This is a genomic window from Actinoalloteichus caeruleus DSM 43889 (assembly GCF_000429185.2).
Lineage (GTDB): Bacteria > Actinomycetota > Actinomycetes > Mycobacteriales > Pseudonocardiaceae > Actinoalloteichus_B > Actinoalloteichus_B caeruleus.
Genome location: NZ_AUBJ02000001.1, coordinates 842,502 through 855,789, shown reverse-complemented (window position 1 = coordinate 855,789; position 13,288 = coordinate 842,502). Strand labels below are relative to the sequence as shown.

General features: G+C 72.8%; 10 protein-coding genes. 2 read left to right on the top strand and 8 right to left on the bottom strand.

Features of this window, described 5'->3' with window-relative positions; all coding sequences use genetic code 11:
* Positions 1–276: 276 nt before the first annotated feature.
* Positions 277–1,305: a CobW family GTP-binding protein gene (locus G443_RS03320; RefSeq protein ID WP_026418076.1), complete on the bottom strand. Its 1,029-nt coding sequence runs from the start codon at positions 1,303–1,305 to the stop codon at positions 277–279.
* 395 nt (positions 1,306–1,700) lie between these two features.
* Positions 1,701–2,666 carry an MvdC/MvdD family ATP grasp protein gene (locus tag G443_RS03315; RefSeq protein WP_026418077.1) on the bottom strand — a complete coding sequence of 322 codons (966 nt, stop codon included), beginning with the start codon at positions 2,664–2,666 and terminating at the stop codon, positions 1,701–1,703.
* Between the two features lie 383 nt (positions 2,667–3,049).
* On the opposite strand from G443_RS03315, the gene G443_RS03310 reads away from it, so the two are divergent.
* Positions 3,050–3,937 carry a helix-turn-helix domain-containing protein gene (locus tag G443_RS03310; protein ID WP_016701301.1) on the top strand — a complete coding sequence of 296 codons (888 nt, stop codon included), beginning with the start codon at positions 3,050–3,052 and terminating at the stop codon, positions 3,935–3,937.
* Positions 3,938–4,169: 232 nt separating this feature from the next.
* Entirely contained in the window at positions 4,170–4,661 is a 492-nt protein-coding gene (locus G443_RS03305) for a peptidylprolyl isomerase (protein ID WP_030228035.1), read from the top strand.
* Between the two features lie 63 nt (positions 4,662–4,724).
* Here the strand turns inward: G443_RS03305 and G443_RS03300 are convergent, their stop codons facing one another.
* From G443_RS03300 to G443_RS03275, 6 genes are all read right to left on the bottom strand, one after another.
* Complete coding sequence (locus G443_RS03300; protein ID WP_035291728.1) at positions 4,725–6,308, bottom strand: beta-N-acetylhexosaminidase; 1,584 nt, start codon at positions 6,306–6,308, stop codon at positions 4,725–4,727.
* A 5-nt stretch (positions 6,309–6,313) separates the two neighbouring features.
* Positions 6,314–7,195, bottom strand: a complete 882-nt coding sequence (locus G443_RS03295; protein WP_030105672.1) for a carbohydrate ABC transporter permease — start codon at positions 7,193–7,195, stop codon at positions 6,314–6,316.
* Positions 7,192–8,163 carry a carbohydrate ABC transporter permease gene (locus tag G443_RS03290; RefSeq protein ID WP_026418081.1) on the bottom strand — a complete coding sequence of 324 codons (972 nt, stop codon included), beginning with the start codon at positions 8,161–8,163 and terminating at the stop codon, positions 7,192–7,194. The genes G443_RS03295 and G443_RS03290 overlap by 4 nt, the downstream gene beginning before the upstream one ends.
* A 2-nt stretch (positions 8,164–8,165) precedes the next feature.
* On the bottom strand, positions 8,166–9,458 hold the full coding sequence (locus tag G443_RS03285) for an extracellular solute-binding protein (RefSeq protein WP_026418082.1): 1,293 nt from the start codon (positions 9,456–9,458) through the stop codon (positions 8,166–8,168).
* Between the two features lie 241 nt (positions 9,459–9,699).
* A complete protein-coding gene (locus tag G443_RS03280) occupies positions 9,700–10,899 on the bottom strand; it encodes a lactonase family protein (protein WP_026418083.1) in 1,200 nt (399 codons plus the stop codon).
* Between the two features lie 475 nt (positions 10,900–11,374).
* Positions 11,375–12,991: an N-acyl-D-amino-acid deacylase family protein gene (locus G443_RS03275; RefSeq protein ID WP_026418084.1), complete on the bottom strand. Its 1,617-nt coding sequence runs from the start codon at positions 12,989–12,991 to the stop codon at positions 11,375–11,377.
* Positions 12,992–13,288: the final 297 nt, after the last annotated feature.

The following is a 13,288-nucleotide window of genomic DNA, read 5'->3' as shown; positions in this document are numbered from 1 at the left end:
CACACGGAAACGAAATGTCAACCATTCTCCCGAAATCCGGACGCCACCGTTTCCCAGCACCGGCGATCGAATTCACCTGGCTCTCGAATACCCGTCGGAGGCGGAGTTCGACGGCCCGTCGACCAGCACCGGGATACCCCTGGACGGGTATTCCGAAAATCCCCCGTCCGTCGCATTCCGGTGGCCTGCTCGCCACGTCGGTCCGCGTTTCCGCGTTCCCGTCAACGTCGTGTTCGACAGCGGCGTGCCGAACACCGTCGAACCGGCGGGCCGGCCTCAGTGCTGGGTGTGGCGCAGCACGCAGAGCATGCTCTCCGGGGGGAGCGCGTGCGGGGCGGGCTCCTCGCAGGCCCGCAGGCGCGCTCGGATGTCCTCCGGGTCCACGCCACTGCCAATCAGGACCAGGGTGCTGGTCCTGCCCTCACCTCGGCGCCACCGGGTGGGTTCGAACCGGAGGAAGCTGCCCACCGCGTGCACGGTGTACCGCTCCCGGTGGCCGGGGACGCCGAAGTGGACGAATCCCTTGATGCGGTAGAGCCCGGTGGGGCGTGCGTCCAGGAAGTCCATCAACCGACGGGGGTGCAGGGCCTGGTCGGTCACGAAGTCCACGGCCTCGTAGTGCTCGTGGAGGTGGTCGTGGTCGTGCCTGGTCGCGGCCAGGAGTTCGTCGAAGGACAGTTGCCGCGGCACCGAGTCGGACTGGGCGGGGAGGCGGCGGTCGAACAGGAGGCCGGGGTCGAGCCGACCGCGAGTGGTGGCCACCACGGGCACCTCCTCGACGATGTCCCGGAGAACGGCGGTCAGCCGGTGCCGGTCGTCAGCCGCCAGCCGGTCGACCTTGTTGAGGACCACCAGGTCGGCCACTCTGAGCTGGGCGTCCACCTCGGGGTGCCGCTCGCGGGTCCGCTCGAACTCGACGGCGTCGACGACCTCCACCAGGCCGCCGTAGGTGATCGCGTCGTTGTCGCTGGCCAGGAGGAGCCTGATCAGGTCGCGCGGTTCGGCGAGCCCGCTCGCCTCGACGACGATGACGTCCAGTCGCCTCGATGGGCGGGCGAGCCGGCCGAGGAGGTCGTCGAGACCGCTGGCGTCGACCGCGCAGCAGAGACAGCCGTTGGAGAGCGACACTGTGGAGTCCACGTGCCCGGCCACGCTCATGGCGTCGATGTTGACGCTGCCGAAGTCGTTGACGACCACGCCGATCCGGAGCCCGTCGGCGTTGCCCAGCAGGTGGTTGAGCAGGGTGGTCTTCCCCGCTCCGAGGTGTCCGGCGAGGATCACCACCGGAATGCGAGCGCTGCCCATCGTGCCTCTCCCCGGGTGGCGCCGGATGTGCCTGTGGGCGGCCGATCGTAGCGGCGCCGCCGGACCCGCCACCGGCCGGGGTGGGGCGGTGACGAGCACCTCGCACGGGGCTCACGCGAGCGGCCGCCGTGAGCGGCCCGAGGCCCGGCGGCGTGCGCGCCCGCACCGGTTCCCTCCCCGGTCCCGCGTCCGGCAGGCCAGCCGCGGCGGTGTCCCGTCCTGGTCCTGGGTGTCTCAGCCGCCCGCGACCGGTCGAGGCATCGCGCGGTTCCGGGTGTTCCCCGCCGCCGGCAGCCGCACCAGCTCGTGGTGTGGACCCACGCCGTGGGGTGTTCGGCGTGCGCCCGGTGGTCCGGGGAGCGGGGAAATGGGCCCGAGGTCCCCGTGGCAGCCCCTCACCGCCCCGCACCGGCCGGGGCGTACTCGTCGGTCAGGGCGTCCGCCAGCGCGCTGACCAGGGGGCTGACCTGGTCGGCGAGCGTCCAGGACGCGGACCAGGTGGGGTCGAGTTCGAGGAAGTACCACTGCCCGCCGGGCGTCACAGCCCAGTCACTGGCCGCGCAGGTCAGACCCAGGGTGTCGACCATCTCCACGACGGCGGCGGCGACGTCGCCGGGGACCGTGACCGGTCGGTACGGGAGGTGGTGGGCTGGTCGGTGCCAGTCGTGCCGCCCACCGAAGCCGGGTTCGTGGTCCACCGCCACCCCGAACGCGCGTCGGCCGACGACGGTGATCCGGACGGACCGCGCGGCGGGCACGGCTGCCTGGAACAGGTGGGTGCGCGTCCGCCCGCCGGCGCCGTCCGCGCTGGCTCCGGGCAGTCCGCACGGGGCGCACCCCGGGGCCGCCGGGGCGTCGGGAACGGATCGGTAGACCACTCCGCTCCCGGCGCGCAGGGAGCAGAAGGCCGCCGCGGTGCCAGGGTCGCTCGTGATCAGCGTCTCGGGAACCCGCAGGCCGCACCGCGTCGCGGCGGCCAGCTGCCGGGGCAGCTGGTCGGCCTCCGCGACGCGCCGTGGATGGTTGCACCAGCGGATTCCCGTGTCGCGGGGGAGGAAGGTCTGCCCGTGCTCCGGGCACGTCCCGGTCACCCTCGCCGACCACCGGGGCAGACGCCGCCAGTCGCGGTGGCCCGGCCGGGGAGCCGGCCACCACACCGAACGCACCTCGGCGAGCGGCCGGGGCTGGGGTGAGGTCGGCTCGGCGAGGGAGCAGCCATCGCCACCGGGTATGGACGGCGTTCCGGTGAGCATCGCCCGGGCGTCGACCGGGAACACGCTGACCTGTCGGCGCAGGAGTTCCACCACCACCGGATCGGCGGTCGGATCGACGCCTCCCGTCACCACCACCAGGATCTGCATGTCGCTCCGCTCCCGTCACCTGGGCCACCGCGCCCCGGTGCGGCGGCCCGAACCCGGGTCGTGGGCGGCGCCGCCGGTCCGCACGGCCCGCCACCACCGTGAGGTGAACGGTGGACGGTGCCCGTCGCCTCGAATGTCGTGTACCGGACCCGGTATAGCGGAATCGGAAAGTTGAGGACCTGAAGTTCAGGTTTTGTCGTCCGAAGGTGTCATACTTCGCGCCTTCTCACCGAAAGCGTCGTCGGCGCGGGAAAGGGGCGGCAACGCTGGAGGGGGTGGGGTCGCGCTGGTGTGGACCTGGCACGAAACCCCGCTCGGCCCAATCCCACCCCCTGAACGGGTGGTTGCCGGGAGGCGCGGGGGGCGCCCTAAGGTCAATCGCTATGAGCACCGCTCAGGGAGGGCTGGGCCCTCGCCTCCGCCAGCTCCGGGAGCGTTCCGGCATCAGTGCGCGGCGGCTGGCGGAACTGGTGGGGATGAGCCCCTCCACGGTCTGCCGCGTCGAGACCGCGAAGCGGCTCCCGACCGAGACCGAGGTCGCCTCCATCCTGGCGGCGTTGGGTGTCGCGGGTGAGACCCGCGCGGAACTCGTGGCGGAGGCCCGGAGGGCGCGGTACCCGAACTGGTGGGAGACGGCGCACCCGGCACTGCCGGCCGGGGTGTCGGCCCTCCTCGAGTTGGAGGGCCGGGCGACCCGCATCGTCGACGTCTCGGTGCTGGTGGTGCCCGCGCTGCTGCGCACCCCCGAGTACGCCAGGACCCTCGTCGGATTGGACGGCCTGGACCGGGAGGCGGTCGAGGCCCGGGTGGCGGTGCTCGTGGGACGCCAGGCGATCCTGTCGGGTGAATCGGTCACGCTGACGGCGTTCGTGGACGAGCAGGTGTTGCGCCGTCCGGTCGGCGGGCCGGCGGCGATGGCTCGACAACTGCGGCATCTCGCCCGGATGGCGACGAGGCCGAACGTCGTGGTCCGGGTCATCCCGGTGGATGTCGGGGCGCACCCGGCGCTCAGGGGTCCGAGCCTGGTCCTGGAGTTCGCCCGCGGCGGCCCGGTGGTGCACCTCGAGCACTGCCTCTCCGATGCCTTCCTCACCGACCCGGCCCAGGTCCGACCCCACGTCGAGGCATTGCCCGCGCTGGACGCGGTGGCGCTCTCCCCCGACGCGTCCCGGGAACTGGTCCTGGGTCACGCCGACGAGATGGAACAGCAGCACTGCGAGCGGGGACTGGACTGGCTGGCGCACCTGACCCCCCGGGCGCCGGACGGCTGAGGGCACTCCCGGTCGGGTCGTGGGAGTGGCCGAGGTCGGGTCGGGGACCCGCCGGTGTCCGCGCCCCGCCGTCCGGTCGGCGCACGCGCGGTCGGCCGCCGCACCACGAGCCCCGGGGGGAAGGGGCGTAGAACACGGCGTCCTCCTCCGTGCGCTGGACGATCGTCGATGGTCCAACCCGACCGCGCACCGCGTACGAACGGTCGAACCGCCGGCACATACGATCGTCGGCATGACGACGACTGTCACCCTCTCCACCTCGCACGGCAACATCGTTCTGGAGCTCGACGAGCAGCGCGCCCCCATCACCGTCAAGAACTTCGTGGCGTACGCCCAGGCCGGCCACTACGACGGCACGGTCTTCCACCGGGTGATCCCCGGTTTCATGATCCAGGGTGGCGGTTTCGAGCCCGGCCTCAAGCAGAAGAAGACCAACGACCCGATCAAGAACGAGGCCGACAACGGCCTGAAGAACGTGCGGTACAGCGTCGCCATGGCCCGGACGTCGGTCGTCGACTCCGCGACCGCGCAGTTCTTCATCAACCTGAGCGACAACGACTTCCTGAACCACGGCAGCCGTGACTTCGGCTACGCCGTGTTCGGCAAGGTCATCGAGGGCCAGGACGTGGTGGACCAGATCGCGGCGGTGCCGACGGGCAACGCCGGCGGCCACCAGAACGTGCCCACCTCCGACGTGGTGATCACCACGGCCTCCGTCGCCTGAGCCGGTCGCCCCACCGGCGCCCACGCCCGCCCGGTCGGGACCGTGGGCGCCGGTCGTTCCGGCTCAGCGGGGCCGACCGGCGACGCCAGGCCGGGTCTGCCAGGGACGCGGCCCGGTGAGTGGCCGGTACTCCACCCCCAGGGCGTCGAGCCGGGGCAGGTGGTGCGCGGCGAGCCGCCGTTCGAACCCGTCGGGTTCGCGGGCCTCACGGGGGCTCCACACGACCTCGGCGAAGGCCGCGAGCCGGGGGAAAGCGGCGTAGTCGACCCGGCGCGGCGAGTCGAGGTGCTCGCTCCACAGTTGGGCCTGTGCTCCGAGCACCCGCGCGGCCACCGCGTCCGGCGTCCCCGGTGGAACCGGTTCGTAGCGGTAGACGTCGGCCAGGGTCCGCAGGAAGCCGACCGGGACGGGCTCGTCGGGGTGTTCGGACTGGCGGTGGTCGAGGTAGACGTGCTGTTCGGGGCAGAGCAGGACGTCATGCCCGGCCGCCGCCGCCCGGTGGCCCGTCTCGACGCCCCGCCAGCACCCGATCACCGCCTCGGCGGGCAGGTCGGGGCCGTCCAGGATCTCGTCCCAACCGAGTGCCCGCCGTCCCCGGTCGTGCAGGTGGTCCACCATCCGCCGTACGAACCACCCGTGCAGGTCGGCCGGCCGGGCGAGCCCGAGTTCCGCCGCCCTGCGCCGGGCCAGCGGGCTGTAGTCCCACTGCTCGGTGGGCACCTCGTCCCCGCCCAGGCACACCACGGGAGAGGGGAACACCTCCATCACGTGGTCGAAGACGTCCCGGAAGAACGCGACCGTGTGGTCGGAGGCGTTGAGGATGTTGGAATTGACCCCCCACGACGGCCACACGTCCAGCAGGCGGCTCTGTTCGTTGCCCAGTTCGGGGTAGGCCGCGATCGCGGCCTGGCTGTGGCCCGGCACGTCGACCTCGGGGACGACCATGACGTGCTGTTCGGCCGCGTAGGCGACGATCTCCCGGAGGTCGGTGGTGGTGTAGTGACCGCCGTGCGGCCGGTCGTCGAAGGCGTCCGGGGTGCCGCGTCCCACCATGGAGCGCCGCCGCCACCCACCCACCTCGGTCAGCCGGGGGTAGCGCGGAACCTCCAACCGCCACCCCTGGTCGTCGGTCAGGTGCAGGTGCAGGACGTTGAGCTTGTGCGCGGCCGCCAGGTCGACGAACCGGAGCACCTCCCTGGTGGGCAGGAAATGCCGGGCCACGTCGAGCAGACATCCCCGCCACCCGAAGCGGGGCCGGTCCACGATCCGGCCGCAGGGCAGCGACCAGTGGCGGGGACCGGTGGGCGCGGCGCGGAAGGCGGCGGGCCCGAGCAGCTGCCGCAGGGTCTGCGCCGCGTGGTGGGCGCCGGCGGGGTCGGTGGCCGCGACGGTCACGAGCCGTTCGGTGAGTTCGATCCGGTAGCCGGCGGGCCCGGGAACCGTCCGGTCGAGGGTGAACCGGATCGAGCCGCCGTTCCCGGTGGAGTTCAGCGGCAACCCGGTGGCCGCGCCGAGTCGGCGCCGCAACCACCGCACGGTGTCGGCGGTGGCGCGGTCCCCCACCAGGGCGGTGGAGGTGTCGAGGGTGAACCGGCCGGGTGTCGGTACCGCCGACACCGGACGCGGCAGCAGACCGTCGAAGGACAACGTGATCACCCCTTCACGGCGCCGGCGAGCCCCGACACCAGATGGCGTTGCACGAGGACGAAGAAGACCAGGACGGGAATGGTGAGCAGCGTCGAACCCGCCATGATCGCTCCCCAGTCGTTGCCCTCCGGGGAGAAGAACACCAGGATGGCCATCGGCAGGGTCTGGTTCTCCGTGGCGGAGATGATGAAGGTCCTGGCGAAGAGGAAGTCGTTCCAGGCGTGGATGAACGACAGGACGCTCATCGCGACGAGGCCGGGTGCGACCAGCGGGAAGAGCACCTGCCACGTGAAGCGGAACCGGCTGGCCCCGTCGAGGGTGGCCGCTTCCTCCAGTTCCCTCGGCACCGCGGCGACGAATCCCCGCAACATCCAGATCGCGAACGGCAGGCTGAACGCCAGGTGCACCAGCACGAGCGAGCCGAGGTGGTTCAGGCCCAGCTGCGGTACCACGCCCCCGACCGAGCGCATGAGGAAGAACAGCGGGATCGTCAGCGCCTCGACCGGCACCATCTGGGCCACCAGCAGCATCACGGCGAGCACGGTGCGGCCCCGGAAGCGGAACCGGGTGAGGGCGACGGCGGCCAGGAACGACAGGAACAGCGAGAGCACCACGACGGCCAGGGCGACGACCACGCTGTTCAGGAGGTACCCGCCCAGGCCCTCGACCTGGAGGACCCGGCGGAAGTTGTCCCAGGTGGGGGCGGTGGTCCACGGGCGGGGTGCGCTGCTCTGGATCTCCCCCGGGTGTTTGACCGCCGACAACACCATCCAGTACAGGGGGAAGGCGACGACGAGGGCGATGAGCAGGGTGAGGACCTCGGCCAGGGTCCGCCCCGGACGGGCGAGGAGACGTCTCCGGCGGTGCCCGGGGGCCGCGGTGCTCATGACTCCTCCGTCCCCCGCTGGGCCCGCAGGTAGCCCAGGGTGATCAGTAGCAGGATGCCGGTCATGACCACGCCGATCGCGGCGCCCAGACCGTAGTTCGACGCGGCGAACGCCTCCTGGTAGGCGTAGACGTTGAGCACCAGGTTGCGACCGGCGACCCCGCCGCCGTTGGTCATCACGTAGATCTGGGTGAAGACCTTGAAGTCCCAGATGATCGACTGGATGGTGGCCACCACCAGCAGGCCGCGCAGCATGGGGATGATGACACCGCGCAGGGTCCGCCACGGACTGGCGCCGTCCAGCGCGGCCGCCTCGAGGACGTCAGCCGGGATGGACCGGATCCCGGCGTAGACGGTGATCATGACGAACGGGAACGAACACCAGACGACCTGCGCGGCGACGAGCCCGAAGGCCACGTAGCGGTCGTAGGTCCAGGAGAAGTTCTCCATGCCCGCGAGGCCGATCCCCGCGAGCACCTCGTTCACCAGGCCGAAGTCCTGGTCGAACAGGAAGAGCCACACCGTGGACCCCGCGACGGCCGGCGTCGCCCATGCGCCGAGGGCGGCGAGGAACAGCGCCATCCTGGGGACGACCCGGACCCGGCTGGCGAGCACGGCGAGCCCGATACCGACGGCGAGGCTGCCCACCACGCACACGGCGGCGAAGACGCAGGTCTGGACGAGGACGGTCCAGAAACGGGGCTCCCCGAGCAGCCGCGCGTAGTTGTCCAGGCCCACGAAGTCCAGCGGGGCTCCCCCGCTGGCCTGGGCCTGCCCGTAGTCGAACAGCGAGATGACCCCGAGTTGGTACAGGGGGTAGGCCAGCATCGCGGCGAGCACGAGCCCGGCGGGGGCCAGGTAGAGCAGGGCGATCCTGAGGTCGGAGGACCGGTGCCGGCGGCGTCGTGGTGCGCCACCGCCTGGGGGACGGGCGTCGCCGGGAGCGGTGGTCGTGGCCGGGACCCGCATGGTCAGCTCCCGAAGGCGACGTTCATGGCGTCGGCGGCGTCGGCCGTCGCGCTGTCCACGGACTCCCCGGTGGCCACGCGCTGCACCATGGTCGGCAGCACCGCCTGCGCGTCGATGCGCGCCCAGGCCGGGGTGGGGGGCACGAAACGGGTTCCGGCGCGCAGGGTCTCCACGAACGGTCGCACGGCGGGGTCCTCGTCGGCGAGGTCACGTTGCAGGTCGGCGAAGGTGGGCAGGTTCCCCATGGCGGCGTACATCTCCCGCTGGTACTCCTTGCCGCCGAGGAGCTGGACGAACTCGCGGGCGAGGGTGGACCGGCGGGAGGAGCCGAGCACCCCGAGGAGGTTGCCGCCGGCGAACGCCGGCGCGATGGTGCCCGGTTCGGTGCCCGGCAGGGGGACGACCGCGTACCGACCGGCCGCCTCGCCCGCGTCGACCGCCGCGCGGTTGAAGTCACCGCCGATGGTCATCGCCGCGGCACCGGAGGCGAAGACCTGCACGCTCTGGGTTCCCGTGAGCATGGCGCACTGCTCGGGCGGGCAGATGTCGGGCGCGAGGAGGGAGGAGAACAGGTCCACGCCCGCCCGGGATTCGGGGCTGTCCACGGTGGCCCGCCACGTCCCGTCCCGCTGTTCGGCGAGGCCCCCGCCGGCGGCCCAGAGGAACGGCATCAGGGCGTAGTGGTAGTTGCCGCCCACCGCGATCCCGTACAGCTCGGGGCGGGCCGCCCTGATCCTCCTGGCGGTGTCGCGCAGCTCGGTGAGGGTGCGGGGCGGTGCCAGGCCGAGCTCGTCGAAGACGTCCGTCCGGTAGTACAGGGCCCGCGCCCCCGTGTACCAGGGCAGGCCGTAGACCCGGCCGTCGACGGTGGCCGTGTCCAGCACGGAGGGGAGGAGGTCCTGCGCCTCCGGCCACGTGGCCAACGCCTCGGTGAGGTCGGCGAACCCGTTCGCCTCGACGTAGGCGGCGAGATCGGTGTTGCCGAACTCGGCGACGTCCGGGGCGCTGGCGGGGTCGTTGAAGGCGCCCGTGAAGCGCTCGGACCTGGCGTCGACCTGGAGGTAGCTGACGTCGACCTCGACATCCTCGTACTGCGCCTCGAACTCGGCCACCGCGCGGTTCACCACCTCTTCCTTGGGGCCGCGGTCGGCCTCGTCGAACAGCCAGACCCGCAGGGTGCCGGTGAGGTCGTCCTCCTCCGCGAGGCCGCTGGTGACCTGGGGTGGCCCGCAGGCGGCGAGTGCCAGCACCAGCAGGGACAGCGTGGCGGCCGGGGCGGGTGTTCTCCGTGGCATGGGTCCTCCGTCGGAGTCGACTCGGTGGTGCGCTGGGTGCCGGGGTGGGCTCCGTTCTCCAGCCGTGGGCCCCCTGGTGCTCCGGTGACGCGGACGGACGCGGGACGCCTCGCGCGGGTGCGGGTGGACGGGCCTCGCCGGGAGCGGGGCCGGGGGCGGTGGGCTGGGACGGCCACGACCCGTGGACCCGTTACTGGGCCGCGCGCTCCGGGTTCGTGGGCTCGGCCGCGTGTGGGCGGGGTCAGGGGTGGAAGGCGAGGAAGCAGACTCCGGGGACGGCCAGCGCTGGCGTGCCGTGGGTCAACAACCCGGTCCTGGCGTCCCGGGTGAGCCTGGTGACGGTCCCCGAGTCCTGGTTGGCCACGTAGAGGGCGCGCTCGCCCGGGTCGAGGGCGAAGTGCCGTGGCCAGGCTCCGCCGGTGGGGGTGTTGTCGAGCAGTGCCAGCGACTCGTGCGAGGGGGCATGGCGCCCGGGGGTGTCGTGGGTGGAGGTGGCGAACACCGCGATGTCGTCGTCTCCCCGGTTGGAGGCGTAGACGAACCGCCCGTCCTCGGACACCGCGATCTCGGCCGGGAAGTTGTCGCCCGACGCGGTGGGGTGCCGGGTGCTGGTCGTCCCCCCAGGGGTGATGCGTCCGGTGGTGGCGTCCCACCCGAGCACGGTGACCGTCGAGTCCAGTTCGCCGAGCAGGTAGGCGCGTCGCCCGTCGGGGTGGAAGGCCAGGTGACGGGGCCCGGTCCCCGGCGGCAGGTCGCACCGCTGGTGCGCGCGCAGTCGCCCCGCCCGGGCGTCGAGGGTGTAGACGAACACGGCGTCGGCGCCGAGGTCGACCGCGAGTACCCAGCGGCCGCTGGGGTCCGGGAGGATCTGGTGGGCGTGCGGGTCTCGGGTTCCGCCGGGGTGGCGGACGAGGTGGGTGGCCGGGCGGAGCCGCCCGTCGGCTCCCAGCGGGTGCACCACCACGGAGCCGTCGGTGTAGTTGGCGGTCAGCAGGAACCGGCCGTCCGAGGTCACGCTGAGGTGGGTGGGTCCCGCGCCGTGGGTGGGTTCGGAGTTCAGCACGGTGGGCCGGTGTGGGTTGGCCAGGCTCAGGGCGGTGACCCGGCCCTCGGGGACGAGTTCGTTGGTGGCGTAGAGGAAACGCCCGCTCGGGGAGAAGGCCAGGAACGAGGGGTCGGGGACCCCGCCGACGGTGGAACTCCGCGCCAGCTCACCGGTTCCCTGGTCGTACCCGGAGATCTCCAGGTCGCCGCCGGGCGGGTGGGTCCAGGAGAATCCTCCCAGGTAGACCGGGGTCAGCGTCGGGTCGGCACCGGTGCCCGCCGGGGCGGACGCTCCCGCTGCCGCTCCCGCCGCGCCGTGGTGGATGGGCAGGAGGGCCGCGCCGACCGCGGCACTCGTCGTCAGCAGGAACCGTCGTCGGTTGGTTTCGGCGGACATCGTGCGCCCCTCCCTGGTCGTCGCGCCGGGTGTGAGCGGTACGCGGATCGGACCGTGGTCATGGGTCGGGTGGTGGACGGCCTGGTGTCACCTCGCCGGGCGGCGGTCGCCGCCTCGGGTCCACCCAGTCTGCACGGGCACCGAGGATGTGGTATAGACCATTTCGGCGCAATCGACCGGACATCTTGTCGGACTGGGCCGTTCGGTGTCGGCGGGCCCGCCTCCTCCTGGTGGAGCGCCGGGGTGGGCCTGGTACTCCGCCGTCGCGCCGTCCCCGACGCCCGCCCGTGACGACGCCCGCTCGGGTACGGGGTGGTGGGTTCCCTGCCACGTTCCCCGCGCTCTGGCACCCGTCCCTCGTGGCGGCGCACCCCGCGCCCGTCCGCCCGCACCCGACGGTCCCCCACCCGACGGGTCTCCCACCCCGGGGGTCGGCTCGGACACGGCACCCGTGCCGGCAGGGCATCGGGGCGGTTCAGCTGCCCCCGCGCGCGACCACGAGAGCACCCTCGCGCCGCAGGGCGCGGCCGGGGAGCGCGTCGGTGCGCCGGCCGTCCGCGATGACCGGGACCCCGTTGACCAGCACCCAGGGGATTCCCACGGCCGGCGTGCGGGGTTGGGCGAACGTCGCCGCGTCGAGCACGGTGCGGGGGTCGAAGAGCACGAGGTCCGCGGCGTTCCCCCGCCGGATGCGGCCCCGGTCGCGCAGTCCGATCCGGTCGGCGGCGCGGCCGGTCATGCGGGCCACGCACTCCGCCAGCCCGAGCACCCCCCATTCCCGGACGTAGCGGCCCAGCAGGCGGGGGAACGTGCCCCAGGCGCGCGGATGGGGTCTCGCGCCCACGAGGATGCCGTCGCTGCCCACCGTGTGCCTCGGGTGGCGCATGATCTCCCGGACGTTGTCCTCGTGCCCGACGTGCATCAGGCAGGTCGTGCCCAGTCGGTCGGCGAGCAGGACGTCCAGGTACAGCTCACCGGCGGGGCGACCGAGCCCGCGCGCCGAGGCCGCGACGGTGTGCCCCACCAGGTGACCGTGGGCGGCGGTGTCGGCGACGCCGTTGATCTCGATGGTGTCCCAGTCGACCGGGACGCCATGGCAGCCGTCGGACCCCTCGACCTCCAGCGCGTGGAGGACGGCGGCACGCCGCTCGACGTCACGGAGGAGGTGCGGGATGGCGTGCACGCCGCCGGCCGCGGCCCAGCTGGGGAGCAGGGCGTGCAGGGAGGTGCTGCCGGCCCGGTACGGGTAGGTGTCGAGGCTGACGTCGAGGCCCGAGGCGAGGGCCCGGTCGACCAGGGCCAGGAGTTCCCCCGCGCGGCCCCGGTTGACCTCGAAGTTCATCGTCGCGTGGGTCAGGTGCACGGCGCACCCGGCCCGTGCTCCGATGTCGACCACCTCCGCGTAGGCCTCCAGTGCCCCGGCACCGTAACCGCGGTGGTGGGGGGCGTAGTAGCCGCCGTGGCCGGTGACGACCTCGCAGAGCGCGACCAGTTCGTCGGTGCTGGCGAACATGCCGGGCGGGTAGGTGAGCCCGGAGGACATCCCGACGGCGCCCTCGCTCAGCGCGGTGTCGAGCAGCCGCCGCATGTCGTGGATCTCGGCGGGGCTGGCGGGCCGGTCGTCGTGGCCCACGCACAGCATCCGCAACGTGCCCTGCGGGACCAGGTAGGCGACGTTGGTGGCGACACCGCGGTCGAGGCGGTCCAGGTACTCACCCACCGACCGCCAGGTCCAGGCGAAACCGGCCGGATCACCGTTCCACCCGGCGAGCTGGACCCGCAGCGCGTCCAGGGCCTCGGCGTCCACCGGGGCGTAGGACAGGCCGTCCTGCCCGAGGACCTCCAGGGTCACGCCCTGCGACACCTTGGCCAGGTGGTCGGGCTCGGCGAGGACGCGCAGGTCGGAGTGGGAGTGCATGTCGATGAAGCCCGGGGCCAGGACCAGACCGTCGACGTCGAGCTGGCGGCATGCGGTCAGCCGGCCCGGTGGTCCGATGTCGACGATGCGGCCGTCGCGGACGAGCACGTCCGCACGCGTGCCCGGTGCTCCCGTTCCGTCGAGGACCAGCGCGCCCCTGATGGCCAGTTCCATACGTGTCCCGGTCCTTCCCGTTCCCCGGTGCCCGCACCGGGTGGTCGTACCGGGGCGGGCGGCCGACCACCGGTCGCCGTGGCCGACGCCGAGGTGCCCCACTCCGTCCCGGGTGATCGCCCGCCGCGACGCGACCCACACCGTGGGTAGCAGTCACCGGCCGATCTGGTCAACGGCGTCCCACCACGACCGGCACACCGGCGGCCCCGCCGGCGTGCCGGGTTCCAGCGGAACGGGGTGAGACGCACGTGAGACTCCACGGGGCGCCGGGACTCCTAACGTCAGGGATGTCAGGGC